The organism is Roseburia sp. 499 (assembly GCF_001940225.2).
Lineage (GTDB): Bacteria > Bacillota > Clostridia > Lachnospirales > Lachnospiraceae > Petralouisia.
Genome location: NZ_CP135164.1, coordinates 2,802,039 through 2,822,813, shown reverse-complemented (window position 1 = coordinate 2,822,813; position 20,775 = coordinate 2,802,039). Strand labels below are relative to the sequence as shown.

Genomic DNA, 20,775 nt, shown 5'->3' with positions numbered 1-20,775 from the left:
CACGAAATAAATCCCATGGATTTATGGAATTGGTAAGCCCTATGCGATGAGAGGTTTCAAACTTCTAAGATACTGGTGTTTATGTATTTTATCAGCAACCATCACAGTAACAAGCTGGGTAATACCGGCGAGAAGAAGATCTGCATGGAGCGTTTTCTCATTTTGAGTTTTACGTCCGGCAATACAGAAACTATCTTTAAAGTGATTGATAGATTTCTCTACATTGACTCGGATTTTGTAAGTTTCATCCCATTCGGCGGAACCGCGTTCGACACCCGGATACGCGCGGAGGTTTTTCTCCGGATAGATGTAGATCATTCGTCCGCAGGAAGAAGTTGTACAGGGGTTATCGCAGTGGCAGACGCGACGTTTGGATTTATCTGCCGGATTGTATTCCCATTTCATTTTGGGGCATACAAACTTCATGGTTGGAATCTTGCTTTTTAAATGAGATTTACTTCCTTCTCTTTTCATTGGGAGTGAAGGATCGTGAGGGCAACAGGGAATGCCGTTCTCGTTGAATGTGCAGCCGTTTTCTTCCATGGAGAGTTTTACTCTAAGGGGAATGAAAGCTTTTTGAAATCCGATTTCTTCAAAAAGAGATTTGTAGATTTCAATCGTATCAAAGGCTGCATCGCCCAGAAAAGTCTTTGGCTCAATAAGCGGATGTTTCTGGAAGAAATCAATCAAAACAGGAAGTAATGCTTTTGAGTCGGCGAGTGACTTATCTTCGTCCGGAGAATCCGATTTTTTCTCCACAACGATATCAGGATGAGCATTCAGAAAGTCTTTGTTATAGAAAGTGATATCACGAACAATGCCAAGCCCATTTGTAATAATGCCAAACTTGTAAGCGTAACAGAAATGTCCATTAATGTACATTTGTTGGATAGCCTGATTAGAAGCAGCATGGGAAGGCATGGAACCATAGGCAGCCTTATAAGGGTCGTAAGAATCATCAAGGTTATGGGATTTTTTAAAGGCTTTCAGCTGTTTGATAATACGGTTAGCATATTTGGGATTATTTTCAGCGACCCAGGCTTCTATACCGGAGGTATCGAAGATGGTCATGGATGCAAGAGCAGAATCAATCTTTTGGCAGATCGGTTCGGTCAGATCAACCAAGTGGTCGAACATAGATTGTAAGTCCAGTAAGAAATCCTGTTTAAAACGAGTGAATTTTGAGGCATCGGGAACAACATCAAATCCACAGAAATCACGCAATTCCTGAGAGTATTTGAGAAAGACAATCAGAAGCATATCAGTCGGGATTGAGAAGATACGCTGGATCAGAAGAGCTTTGAGCATAGGATAAAGCTGATGTTTGCGAGGTCTTCCGGTACGAGCGTGAAAATGAGACACAAAAGAAACAGGAACAATTTCATCAAGGTTAATGGCTTCATCAAGAAGTATTAGAAACTGATATTTGTCATTGTCAAATTTATTTTGACAATCTTCAAAAACTTCTGCCAAAGTGAGCTGCTTATGTGTTATCATATGAGTATATCTCCTTTCAGGTGGATGGTTGATTAGTTTCTCGACAATTCTATTTTACCATAAACCTTGAGGAGATATTTTATTTTGGCAACAAAAAATGCTGTATTTATGCGGCTTTTGGCGTTTCGCAAACGCCTAAATAACACAAAATAGAAAAGGAGAGAACATATGAAGCGAAAATTATTAACAATGATATTAAGCGTCACGTTGCTATTCACAGGAATAACAACCCAGACGTACGCAGCAGAAGGCGGCAGAACGGTCCCACACTACGATATCACAAAAGTAGGCGGGAACTGGGACGGAACCCATTACACACTGCCAAACGGAACCTTAGTAACAGACGCCTTCTTCTTCGACGGCGCATATACCTACTACCTGCAGGCAGACGGAACTCCGATGAAGGATAAACTCACTTACCATCCAGACGGAGAACATATCATCTATCTGGATTCTTATGGACATGAAGTATTCACGAACTTTCAGTATTGTCCAAGTGTAGGATACACCTGTTACTTTGATTCCAACGGATATCTCTACAAAGACCAGATTACCTTCGTAGGAGATAACGTATATTATTTAAACGCCAACGGGGCAATGGAGCAGAACGGCTGGTTTCAGTTCGCCAATGGAACAGACTACGGATATGCAAACTGGGATGGAAGTCTTATGAATAATGGATTCTCCTACGACCCATGGGGAAGAATTGTGTTCTATCACTGGAACGGAATGGTAGCCAGAGGACTTATCACAGACGGAGTGACTTATTATAATATGGACACAACAGATGGTCACTTGATAGGAACATTCACTATGCCGACAAACACAACTCCAACTCCAACGCCTGCTCAGCCAACACATCAGCATCAGTGGCAACCACACTGGGCAACGAGAGTCGTACAGGAAGCCTATGACGAGACCGTGACGAAGACCGTGACGGAGTGGGAATTACACTGTTTTTCAAACGAAGACCCATCGTGGGATATCACGGCAGAATGGCAAGCAAACAGACCTGATTTACCAAACGAAGGTGCTTACATGTCTGTAATGGGATATGGCTGTAGTTGTCACACCGACACCGTACCCGTAGAAAAACAGGTTACGGAAACCGTACATCATCCAGCAGTCACGGAACAGTACATCGACTACTACTTCTGTGCGGATGACAGTTGCGGAGAACGTCACACTCCTGCGGAACTGGGAAAACCAGATAAATAAGAAAAACGGACAGTGGGCACTTTGCTTGCTGTCCAAATTCTTTTCTAAATATTATATAGATGAAACGTAAATAAAGTATCACTGAAAGAAAAAAGACCAATAATAAAATTTAAATAATTGTAAGAAAGTTACATTTAAATCTTATTATTGGTCTTTTTTCCTTCAGTATCTTACAATATTAGCTATACACAGTGATAACAACGCATATGCCGTCGGTTGGGTTCCCGAAACAATCATTACATCCGCCAAAGGCAGCAACGGTTTTTCCGGCTATTTGCTGAATGTAATCGATAGCATGGTTAAATTCGAGAAGTGAAACATCTCCAATAACCTGCACCATAATATTTTCATGAGTTTTTAGTGCATCTATCATGAGCGAATCTTGTAGCGCAAGTTTTACAGCCGCGATTTCACGATGAATTCCGTAAGCGGTTCCAACCCCTTTATATACTGACCAGGAAATTTCTTCCCGGTCAGTAAGGTCTTTATTATAATCTTCTATGTGCATGGTGAACACTCCTTTCGTGCTTCTGGAAGCTGATTATATTTTTCATGGTCACGCAGGTTGTATTTTTCTACCCTTCTGGCCTCTTGTCCACGGGTAAAGAGATAGACCTGATTAAGTGGCATATTTAAGATAGTATTCTGGGCTTTATTTGCTTTGATACTGATAATATTTGCTGTATTAATATCCTGTCCGCCAAGATAAATCCAGTTGTCGCAGTTGTTGATGATAGTCATGGCGTTTGCTTCTCCATAAAGTCCGGTAAGTTGCGAGATGCTTTGCAGGATAATGCTGACAGAGACCTCCCTGGAACGAATGACAGAAATAATCTTATCAAAGTCTGGAATATACACATTGGTTGCAAAGTCATCCAGTATGAAACGAACCGGAATCGGAAGTCTGTGGTCCGGATAATCTGTATCTGCGCTTTTGCACAGTTCCTGTAATGCTTGTGTATAGAATAGATTTGCCATTCTGTCCATAGAACGGTCTGTATCACTAATTGTCAGGAACACAGCGGTTTTTCTCTTTCCCATCTCTGTGAAATCAATTTTATCTTTTTTACGATACATTTCTAATGCATCATCGAAGATCAATCCGTTTAATTTTTCACTCAATATGCCGATAATACTGGAATGCATTTTGTCAGCTTTTTTATTATTTTGGAATAATTTGTAACATTGAATGGCATAGCTGTTCGGATTGATTTTTTCAAGCTCTGAAAATAGTTTGTCGAAGTTTCCTGTGTGCATCTCAGCATATAATTTGTAGACATATTCTAAGGTGTGCTGTCTTTTTGGAAGACACTCCAGAATATATGCAATCATAGATGTCACATATAGTTGTGCTGCCTGCTCCCAGAAAGGTTCCTTTTTATCCTTGATAGGAACCAGACAGGCAGCTATTTTCATGATATCTTGTTCGGAATATTTTTTTCTTCTTTTATCATAGTGGATATAATCGAATGGATTATACCCACAGGAATCTTTGATGGAATTGAAGTTTAACAGCAGGACTTTGTAACCGTTATTTTTCAGTACAGGTCCTACTTCTTCATAGAGACTGCCCTTGGTATCGGCAATGATAAGACTTTCGTTGCATTGCATGATATTGGGCTTTACATAGTTTCGCGTTTTTCCGGCACCACTTGGTCCGATGATTAAGTCGTTATTGTTTAGTCCTGTTATCCAGGTATTGTTGCTGATGGTTTCATTCTTTCCTAAGATTCTGTAAGTGTTTTTATTCATAATAATCGTCCTTTCTTTATATGGTTTTGATGATACGGTCAGCCAGTCCATACGCTACGGCTTCTTCTGCATAGAAGTAACTGTCTGTTGCTGTTTTTTTGTAAATTTCTTCGATTGGCTTTTTAGTATGTTCAGCCAGTATTTTTCCTGTGATTTCTCTTGTACGCATCAGGTCTTCACTTAAACTCTTGATATGTAGAGCGTTTCCACCCACTCCACCGGAAATCAGCGGATCGTGTATCATTACTCTTGCATGTGGAAGAATATCACGTTTATCACCGGCAGCAAAAAGGATTGCTCCCATACTTGCTGCAATTCCTACACAGACAGTGCGAATCGGGCATTTTACAGCCTGCATAATGTCATATAAGGCAAGGCCACTGGATACTTCGCCACCCGGACTGTTAATATAGATGGTGATTTCTTTTTCTTCATCCTGGCGAGCCAGAAATAAAATTTGCATAATAATAGAATTAACAGATTCTGCGTTTATCTCTCCTACACATTCAATTTCTCTGTGAGATAGCATTTCGTCCTGGATGTTATAGCAGGATACTCCGTTACAGGTTTCTTTTAATATCATTGGTGTATACATTTTCGTTTTCCTCTCTTTCTTTTTGGGAATGGTAGATTTCTACAAAGGGCTGAATCATTAGGTAATACAGGGCTTCATATCCGGTGTTTTGCTCTATTTCGTCTTGGGAATGGACATACCAGAGTGCTTCTTCTATAGCATTGACTAAGTCAATTTGCTCTTGAAAATCTGCTATTTTTCGATGATATGTCCAGGTCAGATATCTGCTTTTGGCAAGCAGAATAGCACCTGTAAAATAGTAAGTGATTGATATTCCGGCAATCGGAAAAAGTTCGTTAATCGTAGAACATTCTGTAGAAATTCTTTCTTCAAACGGTATTTTTTGCTTTTTCATGTAGTTTGACCCTCCTGTTATATTCGTGATGTAATGGTTCTGTTAAAAGAGAAAGCATGTCCAGTCCTTTTTGGCGGTTTCCGAATAGCAATTCTTGATTTATCAGCATTGCTGCGTCCATATAAGTTAGAGTTCCCATATTGTCAGTCGAAATGGAGATGATTTCCTTTAACTGTTCCAGTTTTTCGGGACATTGTGCAAAATAAGTTTCTAATGTAATATTTGCAGATTTTTCGACTTCAGCTATTGCATAGGAATCTTCGCAGGGAAATCCTTTCTGAAGGCGTTCTAGTTTCTTCTCAAGTGTTGTTGGATATTTCAATTGAATCCTTCCTTTCTAAGTTGGTATTAAGATTTAGATATTTCTTTTGGAATCTCTTTCTCAATATCTATCCTTCTGTTTTGATATGACAGACTTCGCGCTAGTTCAGCTTTACCATTTTTGGTAGTTCGTATTTCGGGATATTTACTTTTAGCACAGTAGCTGGCGACGATACCATACTCACAACCATATTGTGATGGACGATAAACATACTTTGGCGGAGAAGTTGTTGTTACTGATTGCGTTAGAAGGTGTGCCTTTGCGTAAGCAATAGCTTCTGTTCCGCTTGTATCAATGGGAAATGTTCGAAATAGAATCTTAGCTTTCGCAGGATACAGAATATCTGTCGCTAATTTTTTTTCTATCATTTCCAGAATAATTGGAACATATGTTGCATTTCCGAAATAAGCACTCCAGGGAAATTGCATGACAGGAAAGCTTTTTAGATAAGAAGTGCAAATTTGCATATGCAAAGCGCGTTCTTCTTCATCTTCGTAGAACTTTACTCCGAGCACGGCTCTGTCATTTTTACATATTAGAAGATTCATTCGAGAGCCATTTTCTACGTAATAAGCGGCTGTTTCATCTGTCATGGATTCTACAGGAAATAGGACGTCCATGTTTTTGAACCATACATCCATATACAGTTGATAGTTACCTTGGATGAACGATGGAAGTTTACAGATATGACGAATCCAATTTTGGTCATAAGAGTAAAGTTCGTTGTCATAACTGACATCGTCGTAATTGGTAAGTATTCGTTTCATACGTGTATGCTCCTTTCCTTTGTGTATAGTTATTATGTTTCCTAAAAACAACCGACGCACGTCAGTGCGCGTATCAAATTTTCCTTTAAGAAAAGATGAAATTTATTTCAGTTTCATTTGAATTTTTCGTTTATATTCCTTTGTATCATTGATATAGTATACTTAAATGTATACTATCATAAGGGGGATGATGAGTGCTTGTTTTTCTTTGAATTATAGTAAATATACTAAAAATGTGTATACTTGTTTTCACTGAAAATATCATAAAGATTCATTGAATAGTTACTGATTTTACATTGCGTTATTAGTGTATAATTTATTTGTATTGACAAACATTATAATAAGGAATATGCTATACTTAATAAATATAAACAAAGCGGTTACAAATATTTAGAAAAAGGTGGTAGATATGCTATATGAATATTTAGTAAAGAACTATAAGGTTGCAGAACCTATATTTTTTTCGGATGTAAAGTTGGAAGGGATTACGAGATCTGCGATTAACCAACAATTTAAGAAGTTATGTGATGAAGGAAAACTAGTGAAGTACGAGAATGGTATTTACTATATTCCAAAGAAGTCCAAACTTAATGGAACAGTAGGAATCAATGCAGATATGGTTGCCAGATACAAATATATTTCCAGAAGAGGCAGAATAGATGGATTCTATTCCGGCAATTTTTTTGCTAATCAGATTGGTATTTCTACACAGGTTCCAAACAAGGTTGAGATTGTAAGTAATAACATTGCTGCAAAAGTGAGGGAGATTCCGATTGGAAAGAGGACCTTTATCGTAAGAAGGGCGAATATAAAGGTGACAGAGGAGAATGTACATGTTTTACAGATGTTAGAATTGCTGAAAAATCTGGATGCATATCTTGATGAGGATTATTCATATGCAAAAGAAAAATTTCGGACATACATTAATGTTCATGGAATAACAAGAGAAGATGTGGATTTGTATATTAGGGAATATCCGGTGAATGTATTTAAATTTTATTATGAATTGAGGTTGGATGATGTATTTGCATAAAGAAGATATAGAATTATTTCAAGATATTATTATTACAGTTTCAGAAAAAAGCGGAATAGAAGAAAATATCGTCGAAAAGGATTACTATGTAACGTTACTGCTTAAAGAATTAGCAAAACGTAATTCAGGTGTTGTATTTAAAGGTGGAACATCTCTTTCGAAGGCTTATCATGTAATAGAGCGTTTTTCAGAAGATATCGATATTACATTTTGTGAACATATTGGAGTAGCTAGAAAAAAGAAGATTAAATATGAACTTTTGAAACCAATTAGCGAGAAACTGGGATTGCCTATTGATAATTGGGATATGATTGAAAGTAATAAGGATTATAATCACTATGATTTTCTGTATGATACAATGAGTACATCCGGAGAAAATGTGCTTAGACCATATATAAAATTGGAAACAGCGCTAATGTCTTATTCGTATCCCACAGAAGAACGTGAGATTACGAGTATAATATATGAAAATTTAAAAGATACAGAACCAGAAATAATTAAGGAATATGGTCTTGGACCATTTATGATGAATACGCAGTCGCTTATAAGGACTTTTATAGATAAGTTGTTTGCTGTATGCGATTATTATATGAATGGAAAGCCAACAAGAAATTCAAGACATTTATATGATATTTATAAATTATATTCATACATCACAATAGATGAGAAATTTTATAATCTTATGCGAGACGTCAGAGAACATAGGGCAAATATGGATATAAAAATAACACCATCGGCGAGAGCAGATGTAGATATTGTTTATCAAGTAGAAAAAATGATACAATCCGAGTTTTATCTGAAGGATTATGAGAATTCTACAATGAAATTAATAGGTGATGATATTGGATATGAAGAGGTTCTTCAGTGTTATTCCAAGGTGATGCATGAGTTGTTTTAAAAATTAGAATGGATGTTGCAGTGAATTATGGAGTGAAAAAGATGGATAACAATAATGAAAAACAATACCAGGGACTGGATTCGGCAATTGCTTTATTTAGCAAAAGTAATATTAAAAAAATTTGTTTACCATATTTAAAAACAGGATTTCCAAGTCTGGATGAGATGCTTGGTGGAGGAATCTGTGCGGGATTGACAGTTTTAGGTGCGGTATCAGGACTGGGAAAATCAACATTTTCTTTACAGATGGCGGAGAAAATATCAAAGGCGGGAACGCCTGTTATTTACTTCTCATTGGAAATGCCGCGAGAGAGAATTGCTGCAAAGGCAATCAGCCGACGAATTTTTATTGAAAGTGGTTATGATAAGAACTGTAAGATTACGGCAAGTACATTGACAAATTATGATAATATAGGAAAAATAGATTGGAAGATTGTGGATAAAGTACGTTCCAAAGTAAAGAAGGATAATAGTAATCTTTATATCATAGAACGTGGCGAAGAATGTATTTCAGCGAAAAAAGTAGTGGAAATAGTAAAAGAATTTATTAAAAATGAAAATAAGGTTCCTGTGGTAATCGTAGATTATCTTCAGATTCTTACGCCGGAGAGTGAAAATTTTAGAGCAAGTGATAAACAGAACGTAGATGAAAGTATACGCCAGATGACTGCCTTGGCAAATACTGAAAAAGTTCCGATTCTTCTGATTAGTTCTTTGAGCCGAGCTAGTTATGAGAAGTCTGTGCAACTTCAGGATTTGAAAGAATCAGGAAGTATTGAATATTCTGCAGACGTAGTTCTTGCGTTACAGTTTTGCACAAAAGGCAGGAGTGATGGCAAGATTAACATCGACAAGGAAAAGAGTAAATCACCGCGAGAAGTGGAAATTGTTGTATTAAAGCAACGTTATGGAAACAGTGGTAGTGAAGCCGCTGTAAAGTTTGATTATTATGCGGAACATGATTGTTTTCAAGAAAAAGAAGTGGAAAAAAAGAAAAAATCATCATTAAGTGATTTGCCGGAACGGAGGATTTCATAATGATAATAGAGGTAGAATATTGTAGCAATACCAAGATTGCAAATACGATTCGTGAACGTGATGACCTTTGTGGGAGCTGTAATAGAATCAATGTTGGAGGAACCAACAAAAAGATGGAAAATACTTTTGCAATAACAAAAACACTTTCCTGTTTTGATTGTGATGTGGCTGATGCCGTTTATACATTATATAGGAATGGGTATTCAACTTTTACTCCGGGACAGGTGCTGAGAACAATGTCGGGAGATTATAAACAGACGATAACAGCTCAAAAGAAAAAGGATATTATAGATAGTATTAATAAACTCCGGAAAACAGAAATTATGATTGAGTGTGAAGAAGAATTTCGGGCAAGAAAACAAAAGTTTGATGGAGAGAATGCGTATGAGTTGGAAGGCAAATATCTTTTGGCAACATGGCACGAAAAGGCTAAGTGTTATGAACTGAAAAAGGATTTACCGTTAGAGGTATTAATGCCGTTGTATAGATATACGGAATTGAATACACAGATGATTTCATTTCCTATAAATCTGCTTTCTTGTGAGGATTCTTCAGAAGAGAAAATATCTAATACAAAAGAGAATATTTTAATAAAAAGGTATTTAATTCGCCGGATTGAAATTATGCGTGTGAATAGTGAGAGAAAAACCAATAATAATATCATAAAAAGGGACAGAAGTATTATATATGTGAGAAGGTCACATAAAGAAAGAAAAGACGTTGGTTTGTTGCCAACGATTGGAGTATATGATACAAAAACGAAATCAGAGTTATATTGGAAACGTAAAATACACAATGTGCATGAAACGGTTAAGAAAATTTTGGATTATTACTGCGCTATTGGATATATAGAAGGTTATGAAGAGGTCAGAGGGGATTATAATCGTATAACCGGAGTACAGATTGTTGGAGAGATAGAAAATCCGTGGAATTGTTTTTAGGAGACTAGTTATGAATTTATCAAAAATACAAGTTTTAGTGATTGATGATGATGTTTTTAAGGCGAATGATATCCGTAAGGCACTTGCATTTAGCGGGATTACGAATATTTTGACTGTGAATAATCAGGAAGACGCTTGGAAAGAAATTTACAAAAGTGAAAATATGGAAGCAAAGATAGATTTGATTGTCACAGATATGTGCTATCCATTATCTAGAGGGAATAGTATTGATGAAGAGGCCGGATTTAAATTAATCGAACGACTGAATAAAGAAAAAATAGAAATTCCTGTGATTGTTTGTTCCTCGATAAAATATAATGTTCCTGAGATTTTGGGAAGTGTATGGTACAATAAGAGTCGAGATTTAGAGTTTGACTTTAGAGACGTATTAAATAGATTGAGCTGAAAACTTTTAAACGAGTTTTCAGCTTTTGGTTTATATAGGTACTGCAACTCAAGCACCACTTGAGTCCAACTCAACTACCACTTGCTGTTGTTTTTTATGCCTTTTTGTTAGGATGAAGTCAGCAACGGAAAGGAGAAAATTCCATGCCTGATATTGGGAAATTACCACAGCTGGCATTGATTTTAGGGTGTAGTGTAGATGAGATTTTAGGAGAATCCAAGGAAACAGAGTTAGTAGAGCATATTATACAGGGAACTGAGAAAGAATATATAGAAGAAACACCATTTTTATAAAAATGGTGGCTATCATGTATTGAATTAGGTCTGAAAGTGGGATTATAATGGGGAAAGATAAATTGATTATTACGGAAGGATTATTCCCATGAAAAAATTATTGATATATTTAAAAGACTATAAAAAAGAAAGCATATTAGCCCCATTATTCAAGATGTTAGAAGCATCTTTTGAGTTAATTGTCCCATTGGTGGTAACTCAGATTATTGATGTAGGTATTGCAAATCGTGATAGTGGTTACATTGTAAAAATGTGTCTGGTGATGGTGGCACTTGGACTAATCGGTCTGACTTGTTCCGTAACGGCGCAGTACTTTGCGGCCAAAGCGGCAGTTGGATTCGGAACTCAAGTGCGCCATCACTTGTTTTCTCATATTCAGACGTTTTCTTTTTCAGAAATAGACAAGGCAGGAACGGCAACCTTAATTACCCGAATGACCAGTGATATTAATCAGGTGCAGTCAGGGGTAAATATGGTATTGCGGTTATTTTTACGTTCACCATTTATTGTATTTGGTGCAATGATTATGGCATTTACCATTGATGTGAAGGCAGCGTTAATATTTGTAGTGACGATTCCATTGTTATCTGTTGTGGTATTTGGAATTATGGCAGTAAGTATTCCTCTTTACAAAAAGGTGCAGGAGTGTCTTGACCGGGTACTTGGAATTACCAGAGAGAATCTTACCGGAGTTCGTGTAATTCGAGCATTTCACAAGGAAGAAGAGGAAAAGGCGCGATACGAAGACAGTCTGGAATCTCTTACCGGAATGCAGAATCATGTGGGACGTATCAGTGCATTCATGAATCCGGTTACTTATATTATCATTAACTGTGGGATTATTGCCTTGCTTTATGTAGGAACTTTTCAGGTAGATACGGGAGTTCTTACACAGGGACAAGTAGTTGCGCTGGTAAACTATATGTCTCAGATTCTGGTAGAATTGATTAAGCTGGCAAACCTGATTGTTACCATTACCAAGGCAGTTGCTTGTGGAAACCGTATCGAATCCATTTTGGAGATGAAGAGCAGTATGCCGGTGGAAAGTCAGAAGGAAAAACAGAATACAACTATGCAAAAAACAGATTCTGAATATATGGTAGAGTTTTCGCATGTGGGATTGACCTATCAGGATGCAGGCGCAGAAAGCTTAACTGATATTGATTTTAAGGTGAAAAAAGGAGAGACAATCGGAATCATTGGTGGAACCGGAAGTGGTAAAACGTCATTGGTTCATTTGATTCCAAGGTTTTATGATGCCACTGCCGGAGAAGTGAAGATAGATGGACAGAATGTAAAGGATTATCCATTAGAGCAGCTCCGCCAGATGGTTGGAATCGTGATGCAGAAAGCAGTTCTTTTTAAAGGTACGATTCGAGAAAATCTTTGCTGGGGCAAGGAAGATGCTACGGAAGAAGAATTATATCAAGCACTGGAAACTGCGCAGGCAAAAGAAGTGGTAGAAGGCAAAGAAGGAAAGCTGGATGCCCTGGTGGAGCAAGGTGGTAAAAACTTTTCCGGTGGACAACGGCAACGTCTTACGATTGCCAGAGCATTGGTTAGAAAGCCTCAGATTTTGATTTTGGATGATAGTGCCTCAGCTCTTGATTATGCTACAGATGCAAGGCTTCGGAAAGCAATTCGTGAAATGGAGGGAAATCCCACGGTATTTATTGTGTCACAGCGTACTTCCTCCATTCAGCATGCAGATAAAATTATTGTGCTAGACGATGGTGAGGTAGCCGGAATGGGAACCCATGACCAATTGCTGGAAAGCTGTGGAGTGTATCGGGAAATTTACGAATCTCAGTACAAGAAGCATTAGAAGGGAGGCATGGATACGATGAAAAAGGAAAAAAGCAAAAATCAGTCAGAAACATTAAAAAAAGTGTTACACTATATCAAGCGTTATCGTTGGTATTTAATTCTGTCTCTTGTATTTGCGGTTATAACAGTGGCAGCAACCTTATATGTTCCGGTCCTTACCGGAGATGCCATTGACTATATTATTGATAAGGGATTTGTAGATTTTCAGGCAGTATTTGCAATTCTTATAAAAATTGGAGTTGTGATTGGTGTAACAGCATTGGCGCAGTGGTTAATGAATGTATGTAACAATAAGATTACCTATGAGGTAATTCAGGACATTCGCCGGGAGGCCTTTGCGAAAATAGAGATTCTTCCCTTGAAATTTATAGATGGACATTCTCATGGAGAATTGGTGAGTCGCGTCATTGCAGACGTAGACCAGTTTGCTGATGGACTTTTGATGGGTTTTTCCCAATTGTTTACGGGTGTGATTACAATTTTAGGAACACTATTGTTTATGCTTAACATTAACGTAAAGATTACGTTGGTGGTAGTTCTTATTACACCTGTGTCGTTATTTGTGGCAAGTTTTATTGCAAAACGGACTTATGCAATGTTTCATTTGCAATCCAGTACCCGAGGAGAGCAGACAGCGTTAATCAATGAAATGATAGAGAATCAGAAGGTGGTCCAGGCGTTTTCCAAAGAGTCAGATGTACTGGAAACTTTTGATGAAATTAATGGGAGACTGGCGAAGGCGTCTTTGCAGGCAACCTTTTTTTCCTCTCTAACCAATCCATGTACTCGTTTTGTGAACAGTCTGGTGTATACAGGAGTAGGGCTTGTGGGAGCGTTCTGCGCGATGAACGGGATGATATCGGTAGGACAGCTTTCCTGTTTCCTAAGTTATGCGAACCAGTATACCAAGCCTTTTAACGAGATATCCGGTGTTGTTACCGAACTTCAGAATGCTCTTGCCTGTGCAGATCGTATCTTTCGTTTAATTGAAGAGGAACCGCAAGTTCCGGAACCGGAAAATGCTGTGACACTGGAAGATGTAAAGGGAAACGTGGATTTAGAGCATGTATATTTTTCTTATCAACCGGATAAAAAACTGATTGAAGATTTTAATTTAAAAGTAGAACCGGGGCAGCGTGTGGCGATTGTAGGTCCTACCGGATGTGGGAAAACCACTATTATTAACCTGCTGATGCGTTTCTATGATGTAGACAGCGGAAGTATTCAGGTAGAAGGAAAGGATATTCGAACTGTTACCAGAAAAAGTCTTCGAGGCAGCTACGGTATGGTATTGCAGGAGACATGGTTGAAGGCAGGAACCATCCGAGAAAATTTAATGATGGGAAAACCGGATGCCACTGAAGAAGAGATGATAGAGGCAGCAAAGGCAGCTCATGCCCATAGTTTTATCAAACGTTTACCAGAAGGATATGATACTGTAATTGGAGAAGAGGGCGGAAGCCTTTCCGCAGGTCAGAAACAGCTTCTTTGTATTGCAAGAGTTATGTTGTGCCTGCCGCCAATGTTGATTTTGGATGAGGCTACGTCTTCGATTGATACCAGAACGGAAATGAAGATTCAAAATGCTTTTGCCAAAATGATGAAAGGACGTACCAGTTTTATCGTAGCCCATCGATTGTCTACGATTCAAGAAGCAGATATTATTCTGGTGATGAAAGATGGAAAAATTATGGAGCAGGGAAATCATGAAGAATTGCTTGCAAAAAATGGATTCTATGCGCAGCTTTATAATAGCCAGTTTGCAGTGTGAATTTATATATGATATTAGGAAAGCAGGACAGAACAATGTCAGTTCTGGTCTGTTTTTTTGTCGGATAAAAATTCCGGTTTAATTGCATATTGACAGAACATATCGGTAAGTTCATCTATTATCTTATCTTGATCAAAAGAATTTGGGTAAAATTGTAGCTCATGTGCAACTGCTTCAAGAGATCGGTTAATAAGCAATACTGCAGTGGAAATATCAGTAATTCTAAGAATATCCTTATGATTATTTAATAATTGCATAGCCCGTGTAGTAAGGTTAAGGTGGTATTTGGCTTCAATGGCGCGGAACTCATCGTAGCGTTGGGACAAGCAGGTAATCTCTTTTTGAAAATCAGACATATAGGTATGTAATTGCATAATCATTTGAATACGGTTGCGAACCAGTTCAGTGGGGGATAGATCCATCTCTGATTCATAGCGTGGTAATTGTTCTAAAACTGTTTGATAGAGATCTTTTACCAGTTCTTCATATAAATCTTTTTTATTAGCAAAATAGGAATAGAATGTACCGATAGAAAGTCCGGCTTTCTTGGCAATTTCATTGGAAGTAGTGCCAAAATATCCCTTTTCAGACATGAGTTCGAGGGCTGCTTGTTTAATTTGGTTTTTCTTTTCAATACTTCGTGCTTGTTTTGGAACACGAACGGATTTATCGCTCATTGTAAACTCTCCATTATCTGATATTTTTCTATAATGAAATTTAACATAGCAGGTAAAAAAAAGCAACCGTTTCATTGAATATGAGTAAATACTCACAAAAGGTATTGACAAAAAGAAAAAGAAGTGATATGTTCAAAATGTGAGCAATTACTCGTGTTACAAGAAAGTATTGGTCATGTGACAGTGTTATAAGGATGCTGTTTTCCAACATGGGGTGTGTTTGGAATAGAATGAAGGCGTTGGGGTACTATAATTCCAGTATTTATGGACACTATGCAGGCTAGGGGGTTGCAGTGTCGTTACTTGGAGGAGGTATTGGAATTCTATAGGGTAGCAATTATTATCATATGTATATATTCTGCGGCTTTAACTACGAGAAAGCCAATAAAGGGTGTGCCGGCTCAGATAATTCGGGGGGATTATTGAACGGAAAAGGTTGAAAGATGAGCAAAACGTTCCAATTTTTCTTATGGATGGTTGTGAACACTACGCTCAATGAAGGTACATCTTCTATCGTGATTAATAGCGCGGTATGTGCAAAGATAAAAAAAGTAAATATGGTCGAGGCTTTAAAGTCGATGGATTAAGGGAAACCTTTTTTTATAACCTCATCGCCAAAACGTTTCCTCAATTCTTCTGCTGCCTTGTCCGCTTTGATTTCTCTTTGCGTTTTTGGCAAGTCAAAGAGGCTCATTTGAATCGGTTCCGGTTCCGTGGTGAGTTTAGAGGTTCGTACGCCCAGCAAGCGAATGGGTTCTCCGTTCCAGAGTTCGTCAAACAATAAGCAGGCATAGTGGTACAAGGTAGCGGCATCGTCCGTGACATTAGGAAGCTGTCGCTGGTGGGAAACATTGGTAAAGGTAGCGTATTTGATTTCAGTGCTAATCATTCCGGCAAGCTGACCGTATTTTTTTAAGCGGGAAGCTACCTGGTCGCAAAGGCCACGCAATACTTTTTTCGCGTCTGCGGAAGTTTCCGCATCCCGCGAAAGCGTGGTAGAGTTTCCGACACCCTTTAATTCAGATTCCTCTGCCTGGACAGGGGAATCGTCTATGCCATTTGCAAATTCCCAAATGAGTCTTCCATGACTCTTCATATGACTTTCCAGAATAGCGATATCCATGTGTGCTAAATCACCGATGGTAAGAATCTCTAGCTTTTCTAAGGTGGCAGCGGCGGATTTTCCGACCATAAAAAGGTCTCTGACGGGCAAAGGCCACATTTTGCCGGGCACTTCCTTGGGAAATAGTGTGTGCACTTTATCAGGCTTCTGAAAATCAGAAGCCATTTTAGCCAGTAGCTTATTATTGGAAATTCCTACATTTACCGTGAAACCAAAGGTGTTGCGTACCGTGTCTTTAATCTGTGTAGCGGCAGTAACCGGGTCGGGGTAATCTTTGATATAATCAGTAAAATCCATATAGCATTCGTCAATACTGACTTGTTCAATGATAGGAGAAAAAGTTTTTAAAAGCTCCATAAGACGGTGACTGTACTCGCTGTAAAGTTGATGGTTTGGTGGAACAATAACTAACTTTGGATACTTTTGAAGTGCATGCGCCACAGGTTCACCTGTGGTTATTTTATATGCTTTGGCAGGAATAGACTTTGCCAATACGATTCCGTGACGGCTTGCCATATCTCCACCGATAATGGCGGGGATTTCACGAAGGTCTACAGAACTTCCATTTTTTAAATTTTCCACTGCTGACCAGGAAAGGTAAGCAGAATTTACATCAATATGAAAAATAAGTCTATCCATGGTATCCTCCAATAGTTTGGGAATAGGTTACAGTTCCCGCCACGCCATTCGCAAAGGCACCTACTGTAATAAATATATGTTACCATACATTTGTTCGGTTGTAAAATTTCATTTGACAACACTTTAACGCAGTGCTATACTAAAAAGTGAAATTGACATAATAAGGGACTGAAAATCTAAAAAATTAAAATGAGGTGGAAGAATGATAGTAAGACAGGAAGATATCTCCAAAGTAAGAGCATCCGTATTACAGCAGTTGGGAAACAAAGTTTTGATTCAGTTAGATAGAGGAAGAAACCGGGTAGATGTGCAGGAAGGTGTAATTAAGGGCGCATATCCTTGTGTTTTTACAGTTCAGATAAATGATGATAATGAAAATAATCCGCCACAGCTATTATCTTTTAGCTATGCAGATGTGCTTACAAGAGATGTTAGAATGAAGTTGTGTTAGGAATGAAATGAATAAAACGTTTCCGTTCTGAATAGAATGTACAAAAGTTCAGAATGGGAGCGTTTTTTTGCTTTGGAATTATTAAAAAAATATATACATATGAGCCGGGGAAAGGGAGAAGCGGTTACGCAGATTACCTTGGATGATGACTTTAATGTACCTGATGTAAAGCCGGATTTGATACGAATCATTATGGATCGGGGAGAAATACGCTTAGATGAGACTAGTATTACGCAGGGGCATGTATGGCTGAAGGGAGTACTTAAGTTTTCTATGCTTTATCGTAGTGATCAGGATGCCGGAAAAATTGATAGTCTGGTGGGGGAAATTCCGTTTCAGGAAAGTCTCGCAATGGATGGGGTGAATGAATATGATTCGGCAAAGGTTACATGGGAGATGGAGGACTTGTCTTTGGGAATTATCAATTCCAGAAAAGTAAGTGTTAAGGCGTTGGTGGTACTAAAGGCAACGGTAGATGAAAATTATGATGAAGAGCTGGTAACCGGAGCAGAAGAAAGTGATAGGCTTCAGATATTAAATAATTCTGTGACAGCTATGGCGCTTTTATTATCTCAAAAGGATACTTATCGTTTTAAGGAAGAAATTGTACTTCCGTCTAATAAGCCGAATATTCGTCAGATTCTTTGGAAAAGCGTCCAACTTCGAGGCGTGGAAATGAAATTAGGGGAAAATCAGCTGAACATTAAAGGCGAAGCGCTGATTTTTGTTTTGTATGAGGGAGAAGATGAAGAAGAACGTTTGCAATGGGTGGAAAATGCGTTGCCCTTTGTAGGAATGATTGATTGTCCGGGAAGTACAGAGGACATGATAAGTGACATTTCCTATCAGATTGCAGGGGTAGAATTAGAAGCAAAGCCGGATTATGATGGTGAAGAGCGGATGCTTCATTTGGAGTTGGTGCTGGATTTGGAAATTAAGATTTTTTCAGAAGAGGAAAATCAGATGGTAGAGGATATGTACTCTATAGAAGCAAAGATAAATCCGGTTTATGAAGATACAATACTTGAAAAACTTCTGGTACGCAATTTCTCTAAGTGTAGAATTGCAGAAAAGATGAATATAGATCAAAATCAAGAATCTATTTTGCAAATTTGCGCCAGTGAAGGAAATGCGGTTGTGGAACAGACAGAGCTTGTAACAGATGGTATTCAGGTAGAAGGAACATTGCAGGTGGGAGTTCTCTATGTGACAACAGATGATAAGATGCCGGTGGCATCTATGAGGGATGTACTGCCATTTCATTATCTAATAGAGGTTCCGGGAATTAATAAAAATTGCCGTTATCATTTGCAGGCAGGAATTGACCAGATGACAACCGTAATGACAGATAGCACTCAGGTAGAAGTAAAAGCAGTGATTAATCTAAATTGTATTGTATTTGAACGGCAAGAAATCAAAAAGATGACAGAGGTAGAAGAGGAACCATTAGACATGGAGGCGTTGCAGGAAAGCCCGGGCATTATAGGGTATATCGCCAAGGAACAGGACCGATTATGGGATATTGCCAAGGAAAACTATACTACAATTGCAGACATAGTAAGTACCAATCAGATGTCTTCCGAGCAGATAAAAGCGGGAGATAAGATTTTGATTATAAAAACGGTGGGGTAGCTACTATTCAGCTATTGCATTTGCAGGAATGATATTAATTTCCCTAATTCGAAACTCGGTTTTTCCCTTCATGCACCGGAACCTGAATAGAAAAAATTGGATTTTCATATGAACTCACACTTCTGGTTCTTCTAGACAGCAGCAACAAGAATGCTCGATAAGGGTATGCCAAAAGAACTCGGACAGATACACTTTTAAAAAGCAAGATAATTAAAAAATGCTATTGACAAATAAAATCATACAGACTATAATTACCCACAAGTAAAAAAATGAAACCGCTGATACAGAAAAGGTATGCAAAAGGGCCCGCACAGAGAGCTGGGATGGTGGAAACCGGTAGGTAGTGTTTGGATACATGGGCTGTAGAGGGCGAAGGGAAAGGCTGATGCTGAGTATCCAAGACGTATTGTCTGCGTTAAAGACAGGTGATGTGTTAGCATTACTAAAGAGTGGATTCCATAAGAATCAATCAAGGTGGTACCGCAGGTTTATTTGATGACTTGTCCTTATTTTTACATTATGTAAAAATAAGGACTTTTCTTATTTTAAGAGGAGGAAAAGAAGATGAAAAAGAGAGTATTGAGTATTTTATTAACAGTAGTTATGGCAGCAACAGTAGCTGTGGGATGTGGAAGTGAGAAAGGTTCCGATAATTCCGATGGCGATAAGAAAAAAGTTGGAATTGTTACCATGGTGGAAAATGGTGCATTCATGGATATGAAAGAAGGAATTTTAGAAGAGTTGGAGGCAAAAGGTTACACAGAGGAAAATACAGAATTTGATTACCAGTGTGCAGCAGGAGATGCATCTGCACTTTCTTCTATTGTAAACAATATGACAGATGGAACTTATGATGTGGTATTTACCATAGCAACACCTCCTACACAGGGATTTGTAAATGCAGAATCTGACACGCCGGTATTTTTCTGTGCAGTATCTGCACCGGTAGCAGCAGGAGTTCTTACAGACATGGAAGCACCTGATAAAAATGCAACAGGAACCTCCAATGCCATTCCGGTATCTGAAATTTTTGAACTTGCTCAGGCAACCACTCCGGTAGAAAAGTATGGATTGATTTATAGCGGAAATGAAGATAATGCAACAAATACCATAGAACAGTGTAAAGAGTATCTGGATGGACAGGGAATTGCTTATACAGTAACTACTGCACCAACATCCGGAGATATTGAAACAGCAGTAAATGCTTTAATTAGTGATGGAGCAGAAGCAATTTTTGTACCAAACGATTCCATCATTCAGGATGGAGTTGAAAAATTAGCAGAAATCTGTAATGAAAAGGGAATTCCTACTTACTGTTCCTCTGCAACAACAGTAGCTTCCGGTTGCTTTGCAACACTTGCAATTGACGATAAGGGAATTGGTAAAAAAACAGCGGATATGGCAATTGAGTATTTAGAAGGAAAAGCATTGACAGAGATTCCATCTCAGGTTATTGGTATTGATTATTGTTCTGTAAACAAGACAGCAATGGAAGCTTTGGGATTAACAGAAGACAGTATTCAGACTGAGTATGAAGTAAACATACTTGAATAAGAGGATTG

Annotated in this window: 20 protein-coding genes and 1 pseudogene; 12 read left to right on the top strand and 9 right to left on the bottom strand. The window is 38.2% G+C overall.

Translation table 11 applies throughout. The features are described 5' to 3' along the window. Positions 1-101 precede the first annotated feature (101 nt). Positions 102-1,497: pseudogene (locus tag BIV20_RS13835) on the bottom strand (transposase). Between the two features lie 168 nt (positions 1,498-1,665). On the opposite strand from BIV20_RS13835, the gene BIV20_RS13830 reads away from it, so the two are divergent. Then, positions 1,666-2,715 carry a hypothetical protein gene (locus tag BIV20_RS13830; protein WP_075721089.1) on the top strand — a complete coding sequence of 350 codons (1,050 nt, stop codon included), beginning with the start codon at positions 1,666-1,668 and terminating at the stop codon, positions 2,713-2,715. Positions 2,716-2,893: 178 nt separating this feature from the next. On the opposite strand, the gene BIV20_RS13825 is transcribed toward BIV20_RS13830, so the two are convergent. From BIV20_RS13825 to BIV20_RS13800, 6 genes are read right to left on the bottom strand one after another with little or no spacing between them, the layout of a single operon-like run. After that, positions 2,894-3,223, bottom strand: a complete 330-nt coding sequence (locus tag BIV20_RS13825) for a hypothetical protein (RefSeq protein ID WP_075721090.1) — start codon at positions 3,221-3,223, stop codon at positions 2,894-2,896. Next, positions 3,214-4,467 (bottom strand): VirD4-like conjugal transfer protein, CD1115 family, encoded by a 1,254-nt coding sequence (locus tag BIV20_RS13820; protein WP_075721091.1) that lies wholly within the window; start codon positions 4,465-4,467, stop codon positions 3,214-3,216. The genes BIV20_RS13825 and BIV20_RS13820 overlap by 10 nt, the downstream gene beginning before the upstream one ends. A gap of 16 nt (positions 4,468-4,483) precedes the next feature. After that, on the bottom strand, positions 4,484-5,062 hold the full coding sequence (locus BIV20_RS13815) for a ClpP family protease (protein ID WP_075721092.1): 579 nt from the start codon (positions 5,060-5,062) through the stop codon (positions 4,484-4,486). Further along, entirely contained in the window at positions 5,028-5,396 is a 369-nt protein-coding gene (locus tag BIV20_RS13810) for a hypothetical protein (protein ID WP_075721093.1), read from the bottom strand. The genes BIV20_RS13815 and BIV20_RS13810 overlap by 35 nt, the downstream gene beginning before the upstream one ends. Then, positions 5,371-5,718 (bottom strand): hypothetical protein, encoded by a 348-nt coding sequence (locus BIV20_RS13805; protein WP_075721094.1) that lies wholly within the window; start codon positions 5,716-5,718, stop codon positions 5,371-5,373. Before BIV20_RS13805 ends, BIV20_RS13810 begins: the two co-directional genes overlap by 26 nt. A 26-nt stretch (positions 5,719-5,744) precedes the next feature. Continuing rightward, positions 5,745-6,485 carry a hypothetical protein gene (locus BIV20_RS13800; protein ID WP_075721095.1) on the bottom strand — a complete coding sequence of 247 codons (741 nt, stop codon included), beginning with the start codon at positions 6,483-6,485 and terminating at the stop codon, positions 5,745-5,747. Positions 6,486-6,894: 409 nt separating this feature from the next. Here BIV20_RS13800 and BIV20_RS13795 point away from each other — a divergent pair, with 409 nt between their 5' ends. From BIV20_RS13795 to BIV20_RS13760, 8 genes are all read left to right on the top strand, one after another. Beyond that, on the top strand, positions 6,895-7,518 hold the full coding sequence (locus BIV20_RS13795; protein ID WP_075721096.1) for a DUF6088 family protein: 624 nt from the start codon (positions 6,895-6,897) through the stop codon (positions 7,516-7,518). Beyond that, positions 7,502-8,416, top strand: coding sequence for a nucleotidyl transferase AbiEii/AbiGii toxin family protein (locus BIV20_RS13790; protein ID WP_242939849.1), 915 nt, complete (start codon positions 7,502-7,504; stop codon positions 8,414-8,416). The genes BIV20_RS13795 and BIV20_RS13790 overlap by 17 nt, the downstream gene beginning before the upstream one ends. A 41-nt stretch (positions 8,417-8,457) precedes the next feature. Beyond that, entirely contained in the window at positions 8,458-9,453 is a 996-nt protein-coding gene (locus BIV20_RS13785; RefSeq protein ID WP_158024934.1) for a DnaB-like helicase C-terminal domain-containing protein, read from the top strand. Continuing rightward, positions 9,453-10,394, top strand: a complete 942-nt coding sequence (locus tag BIV20_RS13780; protein WP_075721099.1) for a hypothetical protein — start codon at positions 9,453-9,455, stop codon at positions 10,392-10,394. The genes BIV20_RS13785 and BIV20_RS13780 overlap by 1 nt, the downstream gene beginning before the upstream one ends. Positions 10,395-10,404: 10 nt before the next feature. Continuing rightward, positions 10,405-10,800: a response regulator gene (locus BIV20_RS13775; protein ID WP_083655219.1), complete on the top strand. Its 396-nt coding sequence runs from the start codon at positions 10,405-10,407 to the stop codon at positions 10,798-10,800. A gap of 143 nt (positions 10,801-10,943) precedes the next feature. Continuing rightward, positions 10,944-11,093, top strand: a complete 150-nt coding sequence (locus BIV20_RS13770; protein ID WP_158024935.1) for a hypothetical protein — start codon at positions 10,944-10,946, stop codon at positions 11,091-11,093. An 88-nt stretch (positions 11,094-11,181) separates the two neighbouring features. Further along, positions 11,182-12,918, top strand: a complete 1,737-nt coding sequence (locus BIV20_RS13765; RefSeq protein ID WP_075721100.1) for an ABC transporter ATP-binding protein — start codon at positions 11,182-11,184, stop codon at positions 12,916-12,918. Between the two features lie 18 nt (positions 12,919-12,936). Beyond that, the gene (locus BIV20_RS13760) at positions 12,937-14,691 is read left to right on the top strand and encodes an ABC transporter ATP-binding protein (RefSeq protein ID WP_075721101.1); all 1,755 of its coding nucleotides are present in this window, start codon (positions 12,937-12,939) and stop codon (positions 14,689-14,691) included. 38 nt (positions 14,692-14,729) lie between these two features. Here the strand turns inward: BIV20_RS13760 and BIV20_RS13755 are convergent, their stop codons facing one another. Both BIV20_RS13755 and BIV20_RS13750 read right to left on the bottom strand, forming a co-directional pair. Next, positions 14,730-15,368: a TetR/AcrR family transcriptional regulator gene (locus BIV20_RS13755; protein ID WP_075721102.1), complete on the bottom strand. Its 639-nt coding sequence runs from the start codon at positions 15,366-15,368 to the stop codon at positions 14,730-14,732. Between the two features lie 583 nt (positions 15,369-15,951). Further along, positions 15,952-17,130, bottom strand: a complete 1,179-nt coding sequence (locus BIV20_RS13750; RefSeq protein WP_075721103.1) for a DNA polymerase Y family protein — start codon at positions 17,128-17,130, stop codon at positions 15,952-15,954. Between the two features lie 202 nt (positions 17,131-17,332). On the opposite strand from BIV20_RS13750, the gene BIV20_RS13745 reads away from it, so the two are divergent. From BIV20_RS13745 to BIV20_RS13735, 3 genes are all read left to right on the top strand, one after another. After that, on the top strand, positions 17,333-17,581 hold the full coding sequence (locus BIV20_RS13745; RefSeq protein ID WP_075721104.1) for a Veg family protein: 249 nt from the start codon (positions 17,333-17,335) through the stop codon (positions 17,579-17,581). Between the two features lie 72 nt (positions 17,582-17,653). Then, on the top strand, positions 17,654-19,213 hold the full coding sequence (locus BIV20_RS13740) for a DUF3794 and LysM peptidoglycan-binding domain-containing protein (RefSeq protein ID WP_158024936.1): 1,560 nt from the start codon (positions 17,654-17,656) through the stop codon (positions 19,211-19,213). 564 nt (positions 19,214-19,777) lie between these two features. Further along, positions 19,778-20,767: an ABC transporter substrate-binding protein gene (locus BIV20_RS13735; RefSeq protein ID WP_075721106.1), complete on the top strand. Its 990-nt coding sequence runs from the start codon at positions 19,778-19,780 to the stop codon at positions 20,765-20,767. The last annotated feature ends 8 nt before the right edge of the window (positions 20,768-20,775 follow it).

Coding starts and splice junctions, on each gene's coding strand:
- BIV20_RS13830 (WP_075721089.1), top strand. CDS start 1,666: ATGAAGCGAAAATTATTAACAATGATATTAAGCGTCACGTTGCTATTC.
- BIV20_RS13825 (WP_075721090.1), bottom strand. CDS start 3,223: ATGCACATAGAAGATTATAATAAAGACCTTACTGACCGGGAAGAAATT.
- BIV20_RS13820 (WP_075721091.1), bottom strand. CDS start 4,467: ATGAATAAAAACACTTACAGAATCTTAGGAAAGAATGAAACCATCAGC.
- BIV20_RS13815 (WP_075721092.1), bottom strand. CDS start 5,062: ATGTATACACCAATGATATTAAAAGAAACCTGTAACGGAGTATCCTGC.
- BIV20_RS13810 (WP_075721093.1), bottom strand. CDS start 5,396: ATGAAAAAGCAAAAAATACCGTTTGAAGAAAGAATTTCTACAGAATGT.
- BIV20_RS13800 (WP_075721095.1), bottom strand. CDS start 6,485: ATGAAACGAATACTTACCAATTACGACGATGTCAGTTATGACAACGAA.
- BIV20_RS13795 (WP_075721096.1), top strand. CDS start 6,895: ATGCTATATGAATATTTAGTAAAGAACTATAAGGTTGCAGAACCTATA.
- BIV20_RS13790 (WP_242939849.1), top strand. CDS start 7,502: ATGATGTATTTGCATAAAGAAGATATAGAATTATTTCAAGATATTATT.
- BIV20_RS13785 (WP_158024934.1), top strand. CDS start 8,458: ATGGATAACAATAATGAAAAACAATACCAGGGACTGGATTCGGCAATT.
- BIV20_RS13780 (WP_075721099.1), top strand. CDS start 9,453: ATGATAATAGAGGTAGAATATTGTAGCAATACCAAGATTGCAAATACG.
- BIV20_RS13775 (WP_083655219.1), top strand. CDS start 10,405: ATGAATTTATCAAAAATACAAGTTTTAGTGATTGATGATGATGTTTTT.
- BIV20_RS13770 (WP_158024935.1), top strand. CDS start 10,944: ATGCCTGATATTGGGAAATTACCACAGCTGGCATTGATTTTAGGGTGT.
- BIV20_RS13765 (WP_075721100.1), top strand. CDS start 11,182: ATGAAAAAATTATTGATATATTTAAAAGACTATAAAAAAGAAAGCATA.
- BIV20_RS13760 (WP_075721101.1), top strand. CDS start 12,937: ATGAAAAAGGAAAAAAGCAAAAATCAGTCAGAAACATTAAAAAAAGTG.
- BIV20_RS13755 (WP_075721102.1), bottom strand. CDS start 15,368: ATGAGCGATAAATCCGTTCGTGTTCCAAAACAAGCACGAAGTATTGAA.
- BIV20_RS13750 (WP_075721103.1), bottom strand. CDS start 17,130: ATGGATAGACTTATTTTTCATATTGATGTAAATTCTGCTTACCTTTCC.
- BIV20_RS13745 (WP_075721104.1), top strand. CDS start 17,333: ATGATAGTAAGACAGGAAGATATCTCCAAAGTAAGAGCATCCGTATTA.
- BIV20_RS13735 (WP_075721106.1), top strand. CDS start 19,778: ATGAAAAAGAGAGTATTGAGTATTTTATTAACAGTAGTTATGGCAGCA.